The sequence below is a fragment of the Aureliella helgolandensis genome, assembly GCF_007752135.1.
Classification (GTDB): domain Bacteria; phylum Planctomycetota; class Planctomycetia; order Pirellulales; family Pirellulaceae; genus Aureliella; species Aureliella helgolandensis.
In genome coordinates, this window is the sequence record NZ_CP036298.1 from 151,070 (window position 1) to 171,905 (window position 20,836).

General features: G+C 57.1%; 16 protein-coding genes. 9 read left to right on the forward strand and 7 right to left on the reverse strand.

What is annotated here, in order from left to right:
• Nucleotides 1-7 precede the first annotated feature (7 nt).
• From Q31a_RS00570 to Q31a_RS00600, 7 genes are all read left to right on the forward strand, one after another.
• Complete coding sequence (locus tag Q31a_RS00570; protein ID WP_145086662.1) at nucleotides 8-1,054, forward strand: AAA family ATPase; 1,047 nt, start codon at nucleotides 8-10, stop codon at nucleotides 1,052-1,054.
• Between the two features lie 15 nt (nucleotides 1,055-1,069).
• A complete protein-coding gene (locus Q31a_RS00575; protein ID WP_145072555.1) occupies nucleotides 1,070-1,966 on the forward strand; it encodes a DUF58 domain-containing protein in 897 nt (298 codons plus the stop codon).
• A 93-nt stretch (nucleotides 1,967-2,059) separates the two neighbouring features.
• A complete protein-coding gene (locus Q31a_RS00580; protein WP_145072557.1) occupies nucleotides 2,060-4,450 on the forward strand; it encodes a BatA domain-containing protein in 2,391 nt (796 codons plus the stop codon).
• A 5-nt stretch (nucleotides 4,451-4,455) separates the two neighbouring features.
• Nucleotides 4,456-6,759, forward strand: a complete 2,304-nt coding sequence (locus Q31a_RS00585) for a hypothetical protein (protein WP_145072559.1) — start codon at nucleotides 4,456-4,458, stop codon at nucleotides 6,757-6,759.
• A 175-nt stretch (nucleotides 6,760-6,934) separates the two neighbouring features.
• Nucleotides 6,935-7,921, forward strand: coding sequence for a beta-ketoacyl-ACP synthase III (locus Q31a_RS00590; RefSeq protein WP_145072561.1), 987 nt, complete (start codon nucleotides 6,935-6,937; stop codon nucleotides 7,919-7,921).
• Nucleotides 7,922-8,023: 102 nt separating this feature from the next.
• Nucleotides 8,024-8,872, forward strand: a complete 849-nt coding sequence (locus tag Q31a_RS00595) for a tetratricopeptide repeat protein (protein WP_145072563.1) — start codon at nucleotides 8,024-8,026, stop codon at nucleotides 8,870-8,872.
• A 9-nt stretch (nucleotides 8,873-8,881) separates the two neighbouring features.
• On the forward strand, nucleotides 8,882-9,781 hold the full coding sequence (locus Q31a_RS00600; RefSeq protein WP_145072565.1) for a DMT family transporter: 900 nt from the start codon (nucleotides 8,882-8,884) through the stop codon (nucleotides 9,779-9,781).
• 109 nt (nucleotides 9,782-9,890) lie between these two features.
• On the opposite strand, the gene Q31a_RS00605 is transcribed toward Q31a_RS00600, so the two are convergent.
• Both Q31a_RS00605 and rph read right to left on the reverse strand, forming a co-directional pair.
• Nucleotides 9,891-11,267 carry an IS4 family transposase gene (locus Q31a_RS00605; protein ID WP_145072543.1) on the reverse strand — a complete coding sequence of 459 codons (1,377 nt, stop codon included), beginning with the start codon at nucleotides 11,265-11,267 and terminating at the stop codon, nucleotides 9,891-9,893.
• 226 nt (nucleotides 11,268-11,493) lie between these two features.
• On the reverse strand, nucleotides 11,494-12,207 hold the full coding sequence (gene rph, locus Q31a_RS00610; protein ID WP_145072567.1) for a ribonuclease PH: 714 nt from the start codon (nucleotides 12,205-12,207) through the stop codon (nucleotides 11,494-11,496).
• 187 nt (nucleotides 12,208-12,394) lie between these two features.
• Between rph and Q31a_RS00615 the strand changes: the two genes are divergently transcribed.
• Together Q31a_RS00615 and Q31a_RS00620 are read left to right on the forward strand one after the other, a co-directional pair.
• A complete protein-coding gene (locus tag Q31a_RS00615) occupies nucleotides 12,395-13,180 on the forward strand; it encodes an SDR family NAD(P)-dependent oxidoreductase (RefSeq protein WP_145072568.1) in 786 nt (261 codons plus the stop codon).
• Between the two features lie 101 nt (nucleotides 13,181-13,281).
• Complete coding sequence (locus tag Q31a_RS00620; RefSeq protein WP_145072570.1) at nucleotides 13,282-13,977, forward strand: zinc metallopeptidase; 696 nt, start codon at nucleotides 13,282-13,284, stop codon at nucleotides 13,975-13,977.
• Between the two features lie 92 nt (nucleotides 13,978-14,069).
• Here the strand turns inward: Q31a_RS00620 and Q31a_RS00625 are convergent, their stop codons facing one another.
• From Q31a_RS00625 to Q31a_RS00645, 5 genes are all read right to left on the reverse strand, one after another.
• Nucleotides 14,070-14,723 (reverse strand): RNA polymerase sigma factor, encoded by a 654-nt coding sequence (locus Q31a_RS00625; RefSeq protein WP_145072572.1) that lies wholly within the window; start codon nucleotides 14,721-14,723, stop codon nucleotides 14,070-14,072.
• A 393-nt stretch (nucleotides 14,724-15,116) separates the two neighbouring features.
• Nucleotides 15,117-16,583 (reverse strand): hypothetical protein, encoded by a 1,467-nt coding sequence (locus tag Q31a_RS00630; RefSeq protein WP_145072574.1) that lies wholly within the window; start codon nucleotides 16,581-16,583, stop codon nucleotides 15,117-15,119.
• 26 nt (nucleotides 16,584-16,609) lie between these two features.
• Complete coding sequence (locus Q31a_RS00635; protein WP_197355978.1) at nucleotides 16,610-18,739, reverse strand: serine/threonine-protein kinase; 2,130 nt, start codon at nucleotides 18,737-18,739, stop codon at nucleotides 16,610-16,612.
• Nucleotides 18,740-19,178: 439 nt separating this feature from the next.
• Entirely contained in the window at nucleotides 19,179-19,919 is a 741-nt protein-coding gene (locus Q31a_RS00640) for an FHA domain-containing protein (RefSeq protein ID WP_145072578.1), read from the reverse strand.
• Nucleotides 19,920-20,025: 106 nt separating this feature from the next.
• On the reverse strand, nucleotides 20,026-20,832 hold the full coding sequence (locus Q31a_RS00645; RefSeq protein ID WP_145072580.1) for a hypothetical protein: 807 nt from the start codon (nucleotides 20,830-20,832) through the stop codon (nucleotides 20,026-20,028).
• Between the last annotated feature and the right edge of the window lie 4 nt (nucleotides 20,833-20,836).

Here is a 20,836-nt window from a genome sequence, read left to right on the forward strand (position 1 = left end):
AGGTGATTTGCTTCGGGAATTTCGCGAGCATCGCGATACCATGCGCCGCGAACTGGCAAAGGTCGTCGTCGGGCAGCATGAGGTGATCGAACAGTTGCTGGCAGCCATTTTCACGCGAGGTCACTGCCTGTTGGAGGGGGTGCCCGGTTTGGCCAAAACGCTGATGGTCAGCTCCCTGGCTCGCATTATCGACGTTTCGTTCAACCGCATTCAGTTTACCCCAGACTTAATGCCCTCTGATATCACCGGCACAAATGTATTGGATGAAGACGAGGCGGGGCGGAGACAATTCCGCTTTGTCGAGGGACCAATTTTCACGAACATCCTATTAGCGGATGAGATCAACCGGACGCCGCCCAAGACGCAAGCGGCCTTGCTGCAAGCGATGCAAGAGCGAGAGGTCTCGGTGGGCCGCACGACTTACAAGTTGCCCGATCCCTTTTTTACGATTGCGACCCAGAATCCGATCGAGCAGGAGGGGACCTACCCATTGCCCGAAGCTCAGCTAGATCGCTTCATGTTCAATATTAAAGTTGGCTATCCAACGGCCGATGAAGAGGAGCAGATCCTGCTGGCCACCACTCGCAATGAGAGGCCTGAAGTCAACAAAATTTTGTCGGCGCGGGCCATTCTGAATATTCAGAAATTAGTCCAGAGCGTGGCGGTCAGCCCGTTTGTGGTTAAGTATGTCGCACACCTTGTACGGGCGACGCGGCCCGCCGATGAACGAGCTCCAAAGTTTGTTCAAGAGTTGGTCGATTGGGGAGCCGGGCCCCGAGCGGGGCAGTTCCTCATCAATGGTGGTAAGGCGATGGCAGCCATGGATGGTCGCTTTAGCATTGCGATCGAAGATGTGCGTCGCGTCGCCATCCCCGTGCTAAGGCACCGAATCAGTACAAACTTCCAAGCTCAGGCTGATGGCCTGAGTAGTGAACAGATTATCGAGCGCTTGCTAAAGGAGATTCCCGAACCGGACGTGCCCAAATTCAAAGGGGATCCCAACGCACCGCCTCCACCTCCTCCTGGCACTCCGCCGCCACCACCACCTGCCTAGTTGGGGATCTAGCACATGGTTGCAGTTGAACAATACCTAAAACCCGAGTTGGCGGCGCAGATTAAGCGCCTCGACCTGCGCGCGCAAATGGTGGTGCGCGGTTTCATGCAAGGTTTGCACGCCAGCCCGTTTCATGGGTTTAGCGTTGAGTTCAGTGAGCACCGGCGGTACGCGCCCGGCGATGATCCTAAGGATCTCGATTGGGTTGCCTATGCCAAGACAGGCAAGTACTACATCAAGAAGTTTGAATCGGAAACGAACCTCACGGGGTACTTAGCGATCGATTTGAGCCAGTCGATGGACTACACCTATCGGCAAAAACTCACCAAGCTCGATTACAGTATTTGCCTGGCAGCCGCGCTGTGCTATCTGATGGTTCAGCAGCAGGACCCGGTGGGACTCGTGACCTTTGATACCGCGTTGCGGGCCAGTGTCCCGCCGCGCAGTCGCCGCAGTCAGCTGCCAGCGATTCTCAGTCAATTGACCAAGTTAAAAGTAGCTGGGCAAACCGACTTGGCGGGATCGCTGACTCAGTTGGCCGCCATGCTACGGCATCGCAGCTTGGTAATGCTCTTCTCCGACCTGCTGTCGGACGAGGATACTATGCTGAAATCGCTGCGGAATTTGCGGCATGCAGGGCACGATATCATCATCTTTCATGTGCTTGATGAGGCCGAAGTCTCCTTTCCGTTTGAAGGGATGGTGCAGTTGCGCGATCCGGAAACGGGAGCTACCGAGCCGGTGCGGGCCGCTGACGCAGCGGAGGAGTATCGAAAGGCAATCCAAGCCTTTCGGACTCGCCTGGCCAAGGAGTTTAGTGAGAGCCGGATCGATTACGTACCTCTCGACACGAGCTTGCCGTACGACAAGGCGCTGATGGAATATTTGTTGAATCGCCGCAATCGGTTCTAACACGCACACTGTTGACCCGAGCGAACGACTGCCCAACTGAATCCATCACTTCCTCTCATTCTCTCAACTCCATCAGATTGATCTAGTTCCACGATGAGTTTTCTGCATTTGTCACTGCTAGCTGGATTGGCTGCCGTCGCGGTACCGATCATGCTGCATTTTTTCGGGCAGAAGCAGCCGCAGCTTATCGATTTTCCGGCGTTGCGTTTTGTTCGGGAAACGTCTCGGGAGCAGAGTAGCAGTTGGCGGTTGCGGCACGTGTTGCTGTTGTTGCTGCGTGTTTTGCTGTTGGCCGCGTTGGCTATTGCCTTGGCCCGGCCACGCGTGCACAGCGCGGTGTTGGGGAGTGTGCTGGGGATCTCTGCATTGGGATTGTTAGCGACGCTGGCCTCACTGATTGCTGTGGTGGGCTTGGTCAGTCGACGGCCCATCAGTGTGTGGGGGACGGCAGCAGGGGTAGCGATCGGCTTGTGGTTGCTGGTTGGAGCGTGGGGTGTGCGCACCTTGGCGACCGGCCCAGCGGTGCCTTCGTCCGATCAATCGGCGCCCGTCGCGGCAGCCCTGATCGTCGATAATGGGCCGACCATGGACTATCGCGCCGCTGGCCAAAGCCGACTCGAAGAGGCTCAGGCAATGGGGGAGTGGATACTGGATCAGTTACCTGCCGATAGTCGCGTGGGAGTCGTGGCCGGTGCGCCCATCGGCTCCTTAGGGCTCGACCCAAGTAGTGCTCAGACGCAATTGGGGCTCATTATTCCACGGGGGCAGCACGTGGACCTGCTCACGCGCATTCGGACCGCCCTTGACCTCGTGGTGGCCAACGAACTGGAGCGCAAGGAAGTCTATGTGCTGACCGATTTAATGTCCTCCTCGTGGACCGCCGCTCAGGCCGATCTGCCCGATTTGCTGAAGGAGTATTCTGAAGAAGTGCTGTTGCAAGTGATTGATCTGGGGAAGGTGACGGTTACCAATTGGCACCTGGGCGACGCAGAGCCCGATTTTAAGACCGTGCCGGTGGGAGGGAACGTGACGATTGACGTCACCGTACGGCGACCGGCTGATTCTAAGGACGAGACGGCAACGGTCGAGCTCCTCCGACAGGCCATCGATCCTCGTCTGCCAGTCATTCGGGATGGAGAGCAGGTAACGGCAACTGCGGAGGTGGTGGATCGCCGCGTCGTGGATTTTGGCGGGAGTGATACCGTGGATGTTCAGCTCATTGCGCGAGATTTGCCGGAAGGGACGAACAACTTGACGATTCGCCTGGATAAATCCGATCCACTATCCATCGACAACTCACGTTTTCTGTCCATTCCCGCGTATGCTCAGCGTCCCTCGCTAGTGGTGGCTACCGATCCCGGTATCGCCTTTATTTTGCAAGCCATTATCGATCCCAGTCGGGGTGGTGCTAGCGGCGGTTCGGTGAGCTTGGCGGAACAAACGCAGTACGTGCAACTGGCCGATGTAGGGCTCGATAAATTTGCCCTGGTGTGCTTGTACGATCCCCCTGCTCTGTCCCCTCGAGCGGTGCAGAAGTTGGAAGAGCACGTGCGCGGGGGGGGAGGTTTGATGCTGATCCTTGGTCCGCAGCTTGAGTCGGTTGCGGGGCTGGCCACCAATCCACTGCGCAAGCTGTTGCCAGGTGTCTTGACGGGACCGGCCCTTCGAAACGAGACCGAACGCAAGGCCTTCCTCGAACCGGTTGCAATCTCGCATCCGGTCTTTGGCGAGTTGGGCGAGTCGCCCAATGATATCTTATGGAACCTGTTCCCGATCTATCGCAATTGGACCTTCGAGTCGCTCGACGATGGGGTGCAGTTGCTAATGGAGGTGAGCGATGGACAGGGGCCCGCGCTGACGAGTCACAGTTTGGGACGTGGCCAGATCCTGACCCTTACGACGCCCTTGCCTGAGCCGGAGGTGCGTGGGCGACCGCTCTGGAATCTACTCTGGGCCAACGATGATCCCGTGCCCGCCTTTGGTTTGCTGCTGGGAGCCTTTCGTACGCTGAGCGGAACCAGCCAAACCGGGTTTGATTATCAAGTTGGCCAGGCGGTGCAGTTGGAGAATGATCCGAGTCACTGGCCGGCCCAGTACACTTTGTATGCGCCGGGAAGGGATGTTGAGCAGCGAGTTCGAGCGGACCAAGGGCGGCTGGAGCTGGGGAGCTTCGATCAAATGGGGATCTACGCACTGCGTGGGCAACGCACGGAACCGATTGTCCGCGGTTTTAGCATCAATGTTCCCGCCGAAGATACTCAGTTGGAAAGGCTCTCGCCGCAACAACTCGACGAATTGTTGGGCGCGGGGAATTATCGCTTGGCTCGAAACCGCGACGAAGTGGAAAGCAGCGTGGGGCAGGCCCGCTTTGGCCGCGAGCTCTATCCCTTGTTGATGGCCTTGGTGGCGACCTTATTTCTCGCCGAACAAGCCATGTCCAATCGCTTCTACAAGCTCAAGTTTACGAGAGCGAGGAGCGTTTAGGGAGCATGATAAATCCATTTTTCTCGCAACGGTTGCTGAGTCAGATCAGTGTGGAACCGCTGTTTGGTTGGCTGGCTTGGCTGCCGCTGGCTCTCGTGATGTTGGCCAGTCTGTGGTTGACACTCACGTCTACCGGAGTCTCGCGATCGGGGCGTTGGGTCCTTGTCCTACTGCGCTCGGCCGCCATGTGCGTACTGTTGCTAGGGTGGCTGCGCCCGGGAGTGATTACCACCACCGAACGCGAAAGCGCTGGAGCCATTGCAGTGCTGATGGATCGCTCCGAAAGTATGGTGCTGCCGGGCGGAGCGAGTGGTAATAGCCGCTGGCAGGAGCAGCAAGGGGTGTGGGACGCCATCGTTGCGGCCACCTCATTGAAAATTGGCGAATCACAACTCGTTCCCTATTTCTACGATCAGGAGTTGTCGCGGGCGAGCACGGAGGATCTACCCGCGCTGTCGGCCACGTATGGGAAATTGCCGAGAGGGAAACTGACCGACCTCGGCCAGGCGCTTTCCGAATTGGGGCGGCAACAAGTAGAGCCGCCTCTGCGAGCAGTGATCCTCATGGGGGATGCTACGCAGACGCAGCTGCCTCCCCGCGTCGATGCCACAGTCGTGGCGCGCCAGATGGCGCAGCTAGACCAGCCCATCCTGGTGGTCGGATTGGGGGTGCGCGGCGAGAAAAGCCAGCTCCGAGATGTGGCGATTGAAGGATTACCGGAAAGTTTCTCCGCCTTTGTGAAAAAGGAATTGAATGTCCCCCTAGTGATCCGCGCACTCGGAATGCAGAACCAACCGATCAACCTGCAGCTGAAGCTACGCTCGAGCGGCAAGCCGGATCAGATTCTTGCCTCGCGAACAGTGTTGGCCACGGGGCCTGCCGAACAGCTGCCGCTAGAGTTCAAGATTGTAGTGCCGGATGCTGGGGAGTATTTGCTGGAAGCTACCGCCACGGTGGATACGCAAGAGCAAGTCGAATCGAATAACAAGGCGATCAGCTTCGTCAGTGTGCGTGAGGGAGGGGTGAATATCCTCTATCTCGAGGGGCAATTGCGAGCAGAGCAAGCGTTCCTCAAACGCTCCTTAGACGAGTCGTTGGATTTTCAGATTAGTCCCTATTACTTGCCGGAGAAGGATCGTCAGAAGTGGCCCGTTGATTTGAGTCGGACGATTGATTTCGATCGATTCGACGCGATTATTATCGGCGATTTGGATGCCGGCGCGCTATCACCTCAGACGCAACAACGCCTTCGTCGCCGAGTGGAGATGGGAGCCGGTTTGCTGTTGTTAGGTGGTTACCATACCTATTCCCTAGGGGGCTATGCACGCAGCGAATTGGCGTCGCTGTTTCCCGTTGAGCTCAACTTGCGCTCCCAGGCTTGGGGTGCTCCCGTGGACGAGACGCAGCATATTTTGGGAGACGTAAAGCTCAGACCGACTCGGCCGAATCCCATCACCAGTTTGGCTGGCGATCCTCTCGACAACGCGCGGCAATGGGAGTCCCTAAAGCCGTTGCAGGGGATGAACCGACTGGGTCGAGTGGTGGCCAAACCGGGCGTTCAAGTGTTGTTGGAGGATGCCGAGGGGGAGCCCGCACTGGTGACCGGAGAGGCAGGGCGAGGCCGAGTGCTAGCGTTCGCCGGTGATACGACTTGGCGCTGGTGGCTCGGAGGGCAGAAGAAGGTGCATCAGCAGTTCTGGCGGCAAGCCATGTTGTGGTTGATCCGACGTGATACGCTCAACGAAGGTTTTCGGCTCGACCTGCAGCGCCGGCGTCTAGCCCTGGGGGACACTCCTCCGTTGAGCGTCGAGTGGTTTGGTGGGAGCGAGAACAAAGCGATGCCAAGTGAAGTGAAAATTGAACTGTCTTGTGAGGGACGGTGGCTGCAGAACTTGGTGTCAACCAAGCAATCCGAGTCAATGCTACAAGCCACGCTGGCGGGGTTGGAGGCACCGGGGCTGTACCGGGCCGCGCTTACCGCCACGGGCGCGGATGGGACACCCTACGAAGCCGACATCGCCTTTGTGGTGCGGGATGAATCGGTCGAACTGGAGAATCCTTCCGCCGACTGGCAGATGATGGCCAATATCGTCTCTGCCAATGCGGCCGCGGAAGGGCAGTTAGTGCTGCCAGAGGAGATCGGCCAAGCCCTGGGGTGGCTGCGTGAGCGACAGGATGCCACCAAGGTAACGACCATTGAAAAACGTCGATTGGGCGATGCAGCTTGGGATGCTTGGCTGTATTTGGTGTTGTTCTGCGCTTTGATGAGTGTCGAGTGGGGGCTCCGCAAGGCATGGCAGCTCCCTTAGACCTTTAGTCAGTTTCAGCCCTTTCTGGTATGATAAGCAGCTTGCATTTTCGGACTCGGTTTTACGCATGATGGTAGCGGCGGATTCAGCATTGTCTTCAGAAACACAGCCTTCAGAATCAAACAAATCAGCCAGGGTCTCTGGTGAGCAGCTTTCCAGCTCTGGGCGAAGTCGCATGGGGAGTTTGAGGGGCATTGAGATCGCTTCTACGGGAAGCTATGTGCCCGAAACGGTGGTGGCCAATGAGGATTTGGCCGCGCTGGGGTGTGACAGTAACTGGATTGTGCAGCGCACCGGGATTTTGGAGCGACGGCGGGCGGCCCCCGAGCAGGCGACCAGCGATTTGGCGCTGGCCGCAGCTCGAAAATGTCTCGAACGCGCGAATTTGGCTCCCTCGGAAGTCGATTTGATCTTGGTTGCTACCATTACACCCGATCAAGCATCGCCCTCCACGGCCTGCCACCTGCAGCGACAGCTCGGTTGCATCGCTCCTGCTATGGATCTGAACGCCGCCTGCGCCGGGTTCATGTACGGACTCGTGACGGGCTCGCAGTTCGTTGCAACGGGAGCCGCGCGGAATGTGCTCGTGGTGGGAGCCGAAGTGATGAGCCGCACCATCAATCCGCAGGATGTAAAGACCTACCCCTTGTTTGGTGATGGCGCCGGAGCAGTCCTGCTTCGCCCGACACAGGACTCGTCGAAAGGTCTGCTGAGCTACACGTTGGGAGCGGAGGGATGCGGTGGGCAAATGCTCTGCATTCCGAGCGGTGGCAGTCGTCTGCCGTTGACGGCACAGTCCATTGCGGAAGGGGCTCACTTCCTGCACATGGAGGGCCGAGCGGTCTTTAAGTGGGCCGTGCGAGTGGTAGCAGACAGTACGCGAGACTGCTTGGCGCACAGCCAAGTCGCTGTCAAAGACCTCGACATGATGATTTTGCATCAAGCGAATACCCGGATCATCGATGCGGCGGTCTCCGACTTCAATATCGACCCCGACAAGGTTTATGTTAATCTCGATCGATTCGGGAATACGAGTGCGGCCAGCATCCCACTAGCGCTGGATGAAGTCATGTCGGCGGGACGCATTGGCCCCGGTAGCAAACTGCTCCTTTGTGGTTTCGGTTCTGGACTGGCTTGGGGCACGGCGGTCATGCAATTGTGAATCGATCCCTGCTTTGGGGGAATGGGCGTGTCCCTCCTGGCTTGCTAGCCTGGATGTCTCTTGCTGAACTTAACTTTCGAGAATGATTAAAAGAGAATTGCCGTGAGTGACGAAACGCAGTGGGTGATCAATACAACCGATGCGACCTTTGAGCAGGATGTGCTACTGGCGTCGCAGCAGGGGTTAGTGGTCGTTGATTTTTGGGCCGAGTGGTGCGCCCCGTGTCGTACCTTGGGGCCGATTCTGGAAGGGCTAGCAGAGGATTACCAGGGCGGCTTCTTGCTCGTCAAGGCAGACACGGAGACCAACCAGGCGGCGGCGGGCGAGTTTTCGGTTTCGGGCATTCCCGCCGTGTTTGCAGTTCTCGATGGTGAGGTTGTCGACTCCTTTCAAGGGGCTATGCCAGAGCCTCAGGTTCGGCAGTGGATTAACTCCCTGTTGCGTCAGCGGGAGCTGAAGGCGGCCAAGGAAATGTTGGAGACCTCCCCAGACGAGGCTGAGGTTATCCTCCGCAGCCAGTGGCTAGAGACCCCCGATGATGCGGCCGTGGCGGCGCCGTTGGCCGAGCTGCTGTTGAGCCAGGGGCGTACCGATGAATGTGTTGAGATCATCGAGCAGCTGGAGCAACGCGGGTTCTTGGAGCCCGAAATGGAACGCGTGAAAGCAGCTGTCGAGTTGGGATCGAAGGCGGATGTCGATGTCGAGGCAGCCAGAGCTGCAGCGGCGGCAGCCCCCAACGATTTCGAGCTTCAATTCACGCTGGCCGAAGCCCTTGCCGGAAGTGAGCAGTATGAGGCCTCTTTCGAGATTTGCTTAGATCTCGTCAGTCGCGATCGGCACAAAACGGGCGAGAAGGCGCGTGCGCTAATGGTCGATGTCTTCCGTGTCCTGCCGGAGGGATCCGAATTGACAAGCGACTACCGCCGCAAGTTGTCGATGCTGTTGTACTGATTGCCATCTGTGAGAACTCAAGACCTATTGGGAGTGTTTGGGCTGCCCTTGCTGTCAGCGATGTTGTTCGCGGTTGCAGCCATTGGATTGAAACTCACTTCCAAATATTGCATTGATATTTGGCGGACCTGTTTTGTTTCGAACATCACTACGGCGATACTCTTTCAACCGTTGTGGTGGCTGTCAAGCGATTGGCCCGTGTGGCATTTGTGGTGGCAGCCAGCAATTGTCGCAGGTGTCTACATTCTTGGGCAAGTGTTGACGCTGGTGTCGTTAACGCGCGGCGAGATCTCGGTCTCCGCTCCCGTGCTGGGATTGAAGATCATCTTTGTGCCGATCTTCTTGTGGACGTTGAGCGTGAGTACGCTGCCGGCCACTATTTGGGCTGCCTGCTCTCTCGCAACCTTGGCCGTGGTCCTATTGAACTACACGACGGAGAGTGGGAATCGCAAGAACATTGCATTCTCGGCTACAACTGCTGCGTTGGGTGCAGCCAGCTTTGCACTGTTCGACGTGTGCGTGCAGAGTTGGAGTCCCCATTGGGCCGGTGGTGGATTCCTGCCCGCCATATTCGTGTTTGCTACGTTATTCACACTAGCCCTAATTCCCATGTTCGATGCTAGGCTGCGCGAGATTCCGGCTGCGGCCTGGCCGCCACTGTGGGTCGGCTCGATCTTCATCGCTATTCAGGCTTTGGCGATTGTCGTCAGCGTCGCCTTCTGGCAGCAAGCCGCTTCCACGAATGTCGTGTACAGTACTCGAGGATTGTGGAGTCTCGGCTTAATCGCCTTGGTCGGCCAGCGGTTTGGAATCCCTGACAAGGGGCTCAGCCGACGGGTGTTTGCGGTCCGGTTGAGTGGTGCACTGCTGCTGATGGTTGCCATTGGGATGCTCGTCAGTGATGGCTAGGCGCTGGCCAGCTCCCACAAGCTACTGCGTTGTCAACACTAAGAATTAGGGTTTAGCGAGCGTTCGGAAAAAGGTGTCCGACACGAATGGCACTTAATCGGCGTAAGTCCTATGCCTCCCCGGGTTTGTATTCGCTTCTTGGCTTTTGCATCAGCTTGTATTTCTTCGGTCTTCGCTTGAGCACCCTGGGCTCGTAGCGGTCCGGTCGATTGCCAACTGCGTGTTGCAAGCAGCAGCGGTACAACACAGTGCATAATTCATCGGCGTTGCTGATTAGGCCTAGAACCGGAAGCATATCCGTCACCGTTGTCAGTGTTGACTTGAAACTGATATGCCAAGGTTGAACGTCGCCTTCGACGGCCGCTTCAGACATCACCCCGCGAATCAAATTGTAAGCCAACATGTGCGTCCGAATTTCGTTCCGCACTCGATGCGGCTTTTTACAGCGCAAGTGTTCCATCTGCATGACCGTTTTCAAGCTCCGTAAATGAAGTTCTGCTTGCCACCTTCTACGGAACAGGGCCGCGATGTCCTCCCTCGTGTACTCCGTATCGTCCGACAGCGATGTGTGAACGATAATCTCGCGAGTGCGAAATCCGTTGTTCTCAACTCGGATACGGATCTCGCGAATGGTGATGAAGTCCGGGTACGTCTCGTACTCTTCAATGCTCATCCAGTCGGGACGAGCTGGCTTGTCGATTTGGATGGAGTGATCGTCTTTGCCGTAACGAATTCCAGTCCGAAAATCTGACTTGCGCAACTGGTGTTTGCGAACAACGACGTGTGCACCACGTTGAATCATCCTCGCCATCTCGAACCAACCCGCATAGGCGCGATCAGCTAGGAAAACATCGGTTTCTTCGATGATTGCGTCGATCTGACGAAACAAACTTACTTCGTGAGTGAACTTACCTTTGTATCGGCCCATCGCCATGTCGAGCACAACGCCAGTCGACAACGCGAACAGTACAACGACTCGCAAGATCGGAAATCCACAACCGGGTGCTTGACTACTAAGTTGCGGGTAGGCGGCTTGATTCTCCGACGTGTCTGCCATCGTGACGGTGGCACCATCGGCGGTGATCACGCGGTGCCCCAGCCATCGCCAATGGTCGGGACTGCTGTCTTCAATCGCAAGTCCGCTGGCCGTCACAAGACGTTGCATGGATTGCTCGTCGATTTTGTCTCGAGCAATGCAGTAAGCACCGGTTTCGGCAGAGCAAGCAGTTTGGTTGTTGGCGACTCGATGGGTGATCAGCTTGGCGACCGCAGAGACGCAGCCGTGGTGGATGCTCATGACTTGCGAGAGGAAGACCCACAGCGTGACCGATGTGTTGTAAACTCTGGCCGAATCGAGAATGGCACTTGCATTGCCAAAGACTGACGCGATAGTCTCTTTGGAGATCAAGGCGGCGAAGTAAAGATCGCCGTGTTGGCGCGCATGTTGGACTCGACAGCGGAACGAATCAAACGGATGATGGCACACGGGGGCTTCCTTGCTTGGTGTGTTCGGGAGGTAAGATTACCCAAACTCATCGCAAGTGAAGCCCCCTGCTGTCAATCGAACTTAACTCTAGAAGCACCAGTACCTTAGGCCGATTAAGTGCCATTCGTGTCCGACACCAAAATTGCAAAGCACCCGCAGGGCCGTTCCGGCTTTTGGTGTCGGACACCTTTTTCCGGGCAACCCGAAATTAAGCTTTGACAATGCACTACGCCAGTGGCCATTGTTTTCCCAGGCTCTCTTGCTGAATCTTGGTTAACTGCTTGATTCCGGCTTTGGCGAGCTTGATTAAGGCAGCGAGCTCGTCGTCGTCAAACGTTGCTTCCTCCCCCGTGCCTTGAATCTCTACGAATTGACCTTTGCCCGTCATGACAACGTTCATGTCGACGGCGGCGGCAAAGTCTTTCTCGTAGTCGAGATCTAGGGTGGGTTTTCCATTGACAATTCCCACGCTGATGGCGGCAATGCTATCCCGCAGTGGATGCTCCGCGGGAGGCGTTTTGCGGAACTCTGGGTAGAGTGCATCGGCCAGTGCTAGAAAGCCTCCGGTGATGCTGGCGGTCCGCGTCCCACCATCGGCTTGCAGAACATCGCAGTCCACCGTAACCATTCGCTCTCCGAGTCGCTCGAGGTCGACCACAGCCCGCAAGCTACGACCGATTAAACGTTGGATCTCTGTGGTGCGTCCATCGACCTTGCCATCGCGATCTCGACGCTTACGACGATTGGTGCTGTGGGGCAACATGTTGTATTCGGCAGTAACCCAGCCTTTACCAGACCCCGCCAGCCAGGGTGGCACGCCATCTTCGATGCTGGCAGTGCAGAGCACAATCGTGTCGCCACTTTGGTAGAGCACCGACCCGGGGCTGCTACGAGTGTACTTGCGTTTAACCTTGACGGGACGAATCGATTGAGTGGACATGCTGCGAGAACTCGGATGGTAAGAAGGGCCGTGCCAGCCGCTTGAGGCCAGGTGCTGTGGGGGATCGCTGAATACTCAATACCGTACCGAGTCGGGGTTAGTCTGACCAGATGCAATGGTCGAATATGCTAGACTCGGTTCTTCCCTAGGCCTGTCCCCCTACGACCATTGAAGGAAGCAATCGAGAATGTCTGCTATCGAGTTACCTGGAATCGCTCAGTTTCGTTTGGATGGGCAATCAGCTATTGTGACGGGCGGTTCCAAGGGGTTGGGACTGGCCATCGCGGCGGGCTTTGCCTCGGCGGGTGCCAACCTATTGTTGGTGAGTCGCAATGGCGACGAGGCAAGCCAGCAAGCTGCTTTGATCGCGGAACACTACCAAGTTGAGTGCCTGGGAGTAGCCGCCGATGTGACCGACGCGGCAGCCGTCGAGCGTGCGGTGTCGCTGGCGCGGCAACGCTGGGACAAAGTCGATATTCTGGTCAACAGTGCGGGGATCAATATTCGTGGGCCGATTGATGAACTAACGCCCGATCAATTCGACCAGGTGATTAGGACCAACGTGCATGGTACCTGGACGGCCTGCCGAGCGGTCGTGCCCACGATGAAGCAAGCCAAATCTGGCCGCATTATCAATCTGGCTAGCACGCTAGGTGTGGTGGGACTCGCCAATCGTACTCCCTACGCCAGTAGCAAGGGTGCCGTGGTTCAAATGACGCGAGCCCTGGGACTTGAGTTGGCACCCTTTGGAATTACATGCAATGCCATCTGCCCGGGCCCCTTTTTGACGGAGATGAACGTGCCTATTGCCGATAGCGAAGAGGCGAAGAAATTCATTGTGGGTGCGGTGGCTCTGGACCGTTGGGGCCGACTTGAAGAGATTCAGGGTTCGGCGATCTATTTGGCGAGTCGGGCCAGCAGCTTTACCACCGGCAGCCTGCTTACCGTGGATGGCGGGTGGACGGCGCGCTGACCCTGTTTTCGCCCCGCATTGAGCGAAGTTTGGAACGGAAAATGCAGTGATCGAGAACTCACGATCAAAATGACAGTCCGTTCCTTTTAGGCAGGCATGCAATGCTTCTCTACCTTCTGTTTTTTGCTCCGGTTTTGCTGCTGGCACTGGCCGCACAGTGGATGGTCAAGTCGGCGTATGCTCGCATGAGTCAGGTTCCAGCCTCGATGAGCGGCTTTCAGGCAGCGCGGCGGATTTTAGACAATAGCGGGTTGCACAATGTTGCCATTGAGCAGGTTCCGGGGGAGTTGTCGGATCACTACGACCCACGGGCAAAGGTCTTGCGACTCAGCCCCGGTGTTTACAGTGGTTCCTCGATGGCGTCAGTCGGCATCGCTGCACATGAAGTCGGCCACGCGCTGCAGGATGCTCGTCATTACGCGCCGCTAGTACTGCGAAATCTCGCGGTACCCGCCGCCAGTATCGGTAGTGGCCTGGGTTCTATCGTGCTGAGCCTGGGCTTGTTCCTACTGTTCACATCGCTGGCTCCCCTGGGCAAGCTGATGTTTCTAGCTGGGTTAGTCGGCTTGGCTGCAGTGGCGGTTTTTCAGCTCATCAATCTCCCCGTGGAGTTCGATGCAAGTTCCCGCGCGAAAGTGGAATTGGTGAACCTGGGTATCGTGTCTCACTCCGAGATTCACAATGTCAGCAAGGTGCTCAACGCGGCTGCGTTGACCTATGTTGCCGCTACCCTGCAATCGATCATGACGCTCGCCTACTACATCTTCTACTACATGAGCGCCAGCCGCCGGGATTAGGAGGATGCGAGGGGCCGTGCGGGCTTGGCGAGAGGACTCGTAACTGACGAGTGCGCATCGTCCACCAAGTGGGGCGGGTGCGACTCGGCTGGCTACGAGTCGTTGGCGAGCTCGGGAAAGACTTCTTCGTTGAGGTTCTGTCGACCAACCAGAGATTTGGTGCGAGTTAGAAAGTCCGATTTGAAATTGGCCACTTGCTGTTCGGTGAGGCTGAGATGCTCAGCGACTTCTTTGTTTCCAAGTCCGACGACGAACAGCAGTTCGATGCACATCAGCTTGGTCCAGTCCCCGCGCTCCTTCCATTTGTCGATCTGCGATTTTAAAGCGTCGATGAGCGCTTGCTCCTCGAGATGCACACGCTCCCCGCTCCGCGCAATGCTGCTAGCTCCCCTGCCCCGCCCCGAAACGATCTGCCAAGGGGAGGACGAATTTTCCTGGGCGTTTTGGGTCAAGGAAATGGCGGGACGGCGTCCTTCGCGGCGCAGGCAATCGGTCAACTTGTAAGCGCAGATCGAAAACAGATAACTTTCCAGCGGACGTCGACGGTCGTAATTCGGAAGACTGTTCAAAAAACCAATGAACGTTTCCTGAACAATATCTTCGCTCGTGCTGCGATTGCGAATTCGACTTTCCACAAACGCCAGCAGACGCCCCTCGTACCGCGCGATCAAGTCCTCCCAGGCGCGGTCTTCTCCTTGACTAATGCGGTCAACCAGAATTTGCTCGGCGGTATTGGTTCCGCTCATCGATTCTGCGTTCCTTGGATAAAGTTGAGAGGGTAGACGGAATGTAGTCTAGCTCGCTTTCGACTTGGGGAAAAGTCACTGAGGCTGAGCCGTCCTTGGATCAGAGACCAATTTTCGTCGTAGTGGATTGTTGGTTGAGTCGTGTTTTCAGTTTTCCCGTGAGGGTAGCGCCCCGCATCACGCAGAAGCGGTACCACCCTTCCTTGCTCAATGCGGCAGGATGCCATTGTACACCCGCCGCGTGAGCAAGGCTGGATTCGTTGTTGCTGCACATCGGTTCGAGGGCGACTTAACCAGGACTGGAATTGAAGCGGCCGCTAACTCCACAGATCACGACGCGTGGGTTTGCTACTGAGATGCGAAGACCAAAAGTGTTTCTGAACTCGGGAGCGACTAGCGCCGCGACCAGATGAACGCAGTGAGGCCTACTGCACTGGCCCCGATGACCAAGAGAATTACCGGGCCCCATGCCAGTTGATTCATCCGCACGCTGGAAGTGTGTTGCATTGCAGGAGCCACGGGCACGTGCTCCATCTGCACTTCACCCTCGATGAAATGTAGTGGGGCAGTCGTGGGCGTTGAAGAGGTTACGGAGACGTGGTGGTAATTAGGGGCTGGATGCCGGGTGTGCGCCGGAGGGTAGGATGCTGTCCAGGTGACCGCTTGAGGCGGGCTGGGGGGGAGCGGAATCATGGTCGAAACGTCAGGTTCTGGGGCAAACACTTCGGGAGGGGCTGGCACGGAGGGGGCGACATCGTGAAGCCTTTCGGCGTGAACTGGAACTCCTTCACGATGCACTTTTAAAGAAACGAAGGATAGCAACACCAAGGCTGGAAGCACGAAGATGCAGAGCAGGATGGCAAGGGGGAACAGGCTACGTCGCTTTCTTGAGTGGTGGGAGGGGCGCGCCGCTTCTTCAGCAGGGTGTCCACCACCCAGAGACGCTAGCTTAGGGGCGCCTCGCCAGCTGCGGAGCGCTAGGTGAATCAATCCTACCAGGGCGAGGCAGGTAATCAGGCTAGTTGCCAAGACGCCCAGCCGCTCGCGTTGAACCGATTGCTTGTACCAATTGAGGATTTGCAAACGCTGTGCGGGTGTGGTGGAGACCGATACCCATTTTCGGTACATCGGCTCTCCACCAGTTTCCAGTTCGGCCGTGTATCCCTCCAGGTCATTGATGAGATTCAGGCGGATGTAGGCGTCATCAACGAGAGCCGAAATTTGGGCATAGGCACCAGGCTCTTTTACCACGACGCGATCCACATACTCGCGGACCGACGCCAGCAGAGGCTCTTTCAATGCTCCGTCCAATTCGCTCTCCGCATTGGTCGGCAACGAGCCTACCGGCCAGAGGTGAACTGACGGTGAGTAGTCTGGCTCGCTTACGATCCAGGCGGGGTAATCTGGCGGCAGCAGCGATTTGAGGTTGGGTTCCACTGACAGCCGACGGGGTTCCCTGGCTGGGATGTCCGCTGGCACGCTCAACGTCGCAGTGGCTGTCTGCTCAGCTTGGTTGGCTGGTGGAGGGGCTGTTTCGACGACTTCGACTTGAATGTCTTGGCTGGTTTCTCCCTCGACCGCTTCTCCCTCTACTTCAGCAGCCTCTGTGACGGTAGTTTCCGTGGGGATTGGAGCTGAGTCGGCTGAGTCAGCGACTGCAGCTTCCACGTCGGGCGTCTCTCCAATCAGCAGTGGACTTGGAGCACGCCCCGCATCCGGAGACGTTACATGCAAGTTCAACGTGACTTGAGCGTCGACGTCGCTCACCAGAGCGCCGACGAGCAGCGCAACCAGTGCCCAGACCAGGTGGCGGTCCCGGAGAGGTGTTGATGGCAACGTTGTGTTTCGGTTTTGGCTCATGGCAGTTTCTTCCCAAGCAATATTTTTTAGGCAGCTTGTGAGGTGTGTGAGTGCAAGCGTTCAGCCGAGTTGATCCAAGGACTGGAGAGCTGAATGGCGATGGAGGTGCAAGCAGCAATCAAGGCTCCACAGGGATGCGGAAAGGGGATGATCAAATGCACCACACCAGCCATGAGTATGCTCCAGATCACGGGCCAAATGCTAAATCGAGTACGACGAAGCGGATCGACTTGTTTCCACCAGTGAGTCAGCCCCATGACGAGCGGGAAGTAGGCGAGGAATGCAGGCAGCAAGGGCTGCTGTTGGGCATCAAAGAATCCGTGCCAGTGTCGGACCGGAAACTCCCGCCAGCCTTCTTGGGCAATGGAGCTCCATGGGACCATCAGGAATTCAGCCAAGGCGTAGGCAAACAGGCCAATCGCAAAACCGCAGGTCAACTGAACGAAACTGCGGATGGCCCAATCGCCCTCTTCGGCCTGCCAGCGTTTGCCGAGGCCGATGGAGATCCAGGCGGTTGCCAGTGAGACCAGTGCGATCCATACCGTCCCAATGAGGACCGGTTGGGTCGGATTGCCAGCACCAATTTGAAACAGGACCGCCAGAGCACTGCAGACTCCGATCACGGCACTGGCGCCAAGCCAGCTGCCTGTGACCTCGCTCCACACGCTTCCGCGTCGCACGTGAGCCAATTGCATCCGCCGGGCGAGTCGCCATTGCTTGTGGCTCATCGGGCGACTGACTTTGGGGCGATTGACTCTCTGGGGTTGCGGGACGGACTGGGCTACTGCCGGAGTTGGCATGGTGGGGGAGACGCCGTAAACAGGCTGAGCAGCAACTGGCGGCGTGGAATGCGGGCTGTGCCTAGGGCCAGTCGATCGATGCGCGCCCGCTCCAGTGCCATTCAATAGCCACCACACTGCATAGTACGGGACGTACAACATCAGCCCGAGCATGAACAGCCCGACGAATTCGCCCGCGCTGAAGATGCAAAAGATGACGGCCAACGCTAACAGCGCGGCGCGCGCCCCGCCGTTGAGGTTGAGGTGGCTCCACCAATGGTTGATGCGGAGCCAGCCGGTGTGGATGCCGCGCGCGATCGGCTCCTTGAATTTAACCGAGGTGATGGTTGGCTGTGAAGGTTGACGTTGCTGCGGTTGGCTGGCGGCAGCAGCGCTGGCGGATGCCTCAGGCTGGGGCTCCAGAGAGCGTTCGGGACGATTCGCACTCCACGGCTGATTAAAAGCGGCTGCCTGAGGCTGCGGAGATGAAGTGTGAGGTGCCGTTTGAGCAAAGGATGGATTGGTTGATTGGGAGCCGACGACTGGCGGTAGTCCGGTAGGTCGTGTCCGAACTAGCAAGTAGCGGTCGTCAACTTCCATTCCCAGGGGACGCACCATGTCTCGCACATCGCTAAAACGCTGAGCGGGGTTTTTGACCAGCGCGCTGGCGATGACCTCCCGTAACGGCGAGGGGACTAGGGAGAGATCTGGATCGGAGGTCAGGTGTTTCATGATGATCTCTTGACTGCTCTCGCCGTCAAAGGGAACCATGCCCGTTGCCAGCTCGTACAGGATGACACCGAGCGCGTAGATGTCGATCTCTTTACCGTACTCGCCTTTGCCGATCTCTGGAGCCATGTAGTGGAACGTGCCCACGCTTTCGGTTTGGCCTCCGCGACGCGAGCAGGAGATGAACTTCGACAGGCCATAGTCGCCTATTTTGACGATTCCCTCGTCTTCAAAAATATTGGCCGGCTTGAGATCGCGGTGCACAATGCCGTGGTCATGGAGATAAGCTACGCCAGCGGCGATCTGGCCGAACCAACGGTTGAGCTCCTCGCGAGGTAAACCTTGAGGGTGGTTTTCGATCACGTCGCGGAGGCTGCGACCCGATACGAATTCCATCACAATCCAGCCCTGGCTCTCCTCGTCGAACTTGATGTCGTACAAGGCAATGAGGTTGGGGTGCTTGAGGTTCATGCACTGCCGAACCCCTCGGACCTCGACATCCAAGTTGCGTTGGATCTGCTTTAGGGCAACTTCCTTACCCGCATCGTTGATCGCGAAGTAGACTTCACCGAATCCACCAACGCCCACCCCGCGCTTGATGGTGAAACCGCTCAAGGGCTGATCGCCGTTGCCAAATCTAAATTTCATGGCTGTTCCTTGTGCAGTAATCACGTGTCGGATCGCTTTTCTCGAAATGGTTACGAGCTGTGCCAAATTTGTGGGAGTGTCTGGGCCAGTGCCCATCCCTTGTCGTTCCGTCCAGTATTGTGGTCGCCAGGCTCAGCCTGGGAGTGAGGCGTAAGTAGGTGCCTATGACTCTTGCCTTGCTCCTGCGGCGGGGTACTCTTCGGATATGCCGCTAAGCGAAGGATGGGTAGTAGGGCCTTGTTTATGTTTACGCTTCGGATTGCATTGGTTGGGTCGATCGCAAAGTGACTGAATCGGCGGTCGCTAGGCAGCCGACGCAAGTCGGTGGATGTTTAGCATTCGTCTCAGGGGCTTTGTATCTTGGCATAAAAACGGGCAACATAGGGCGCCGCTTTTTCTCCGAGCTCGCTTGGGCAAGCAGGAGGCGACTCAGTGCGATCTATTCAATACTCAGTGAAAAATCCTCTCCTTGCACGCGCATTCCCGACACTAGCGGGACCTTGCCCGCACTGGGCTGACCATTGATGGTTACGCCCATTGGTAGTCGAAAGAACCAATTCTCCTGGTGGCGGTAGAGCTGAACTTCCTGCGACCAGTTGGGGCAGACGATGTGGCAATGGTTCGTAGCGCCCAGCAGGCAGGAGTCGGCCATCAGCAAAACACCATCCACGCTCGGTTTAAAGCGATGGTGGCTGACCAAGTCGAGTCGGGCCGTCGCACTCAAGCGATTTGCGACGGTAAACTTCAGCTTCACGCGCTCGCCCAGCTGCAGGGTGTGTCCAGAATGCAATAATTGTGGTCGCTCTACTGCTGCGCCATCAAGCCGCGTCGACTGTAGTGGCTGGAGCAAGTAGTCGCTGCCGCTGCGAATGATGGCCGCCGCTTGCCGGCTCAAATCACCCACAATCGGTACCGAGACAGGGCTTCCGGAGAGAGCCTGGCCAATCACAATGTCGTTGGAACTGACGAGCAAGTATCCTCCAACCCCATCAATCCATAAGATTCGGCGCTGTTTTCCCGCCGAGCTTGATGCTAGCAACTCGCCCGCAGGAGAGTCGCTTGATTGCGAAGAGGGAGGGAGGGGCGTGGGAGCGGATGTCGAGTTGGGCTCCAGCATGAATTTCCTCCAAGGTCCAATCAATCCCTGTAGCGCTGCATTCATTCCAAGGCGGCTTTCCATTGTAATCCATCTTAGTGGCACTGCCTGCGCACGACGCCCTCCGCAGGGGCTCCCGCGGAGGGCGATCGGTGAACTTTTGCTCGGGAGGACTGATGAAAGGCTTTCCCTACAACTCTTGCGAGCTGACCAGTGTTTGGACTTCGGGTTGTCCTTCACCGAAGTAGGTCGCAATTTCGTCGAGCAAGTTATCGTCCTGCGGTTCATCCAAGCGAATGCTGCCGGCCAGGGAACCCTCACTATCGACAAGCCGTTCAGCCACGTCGATCCGCGTTGCAATCGAGTCCAGCAGTTGTCGAGTGTGGCTAAGTTGGCTATCGTCGATCGAGACAGGGCTGGCGGTTTGCGCGACTTCAACCATCGTCATTCGAGCTTGCAGATTCTCAACTTGAACCTCCAATTCGCGTTTAGCGGCTAGCATCTCATCCAGCTTCATCCGAGCCGCATCTAGGTTCCGTTCACGGGCGTCCAGGACTTGTTCAAGTTTCGAGGTTGTCGCCTCATGAACTTGAAACTGCTTGAAGCGATGGGACAGGTCCTCTTGGACCTGAGACGCTGAGTAATTGCGACCTGCGTAGACAAACTTTGTTGAGCCGCTTTGCAGATCTTCCTTGAGCCGCATGATGTCGTCGCGGTTTTGAGCCAGCGAGGCTTGCTTCTTCACGATCTGGTCGCTCAATTTCTTGACTTCGACCTCTTCGCGAACGACCACTTGGAGATTGTTGGCAATCTCAGGTTTGAGGTCTTGAATCATTTGCCGCGCCCGCTTGAGTTCCCATTCGATGGGGACGCTGCTGCGGACCGATTCGCTGGCGGTCGTCACCCCGGTCCGAACATAACTCCAGGCTCCAGTGCCGGCGACAGTTACCGTTCCGAGTAGCGCGAGCACTCCGAGCAAGGTAATCTTCTTTAACATGTTA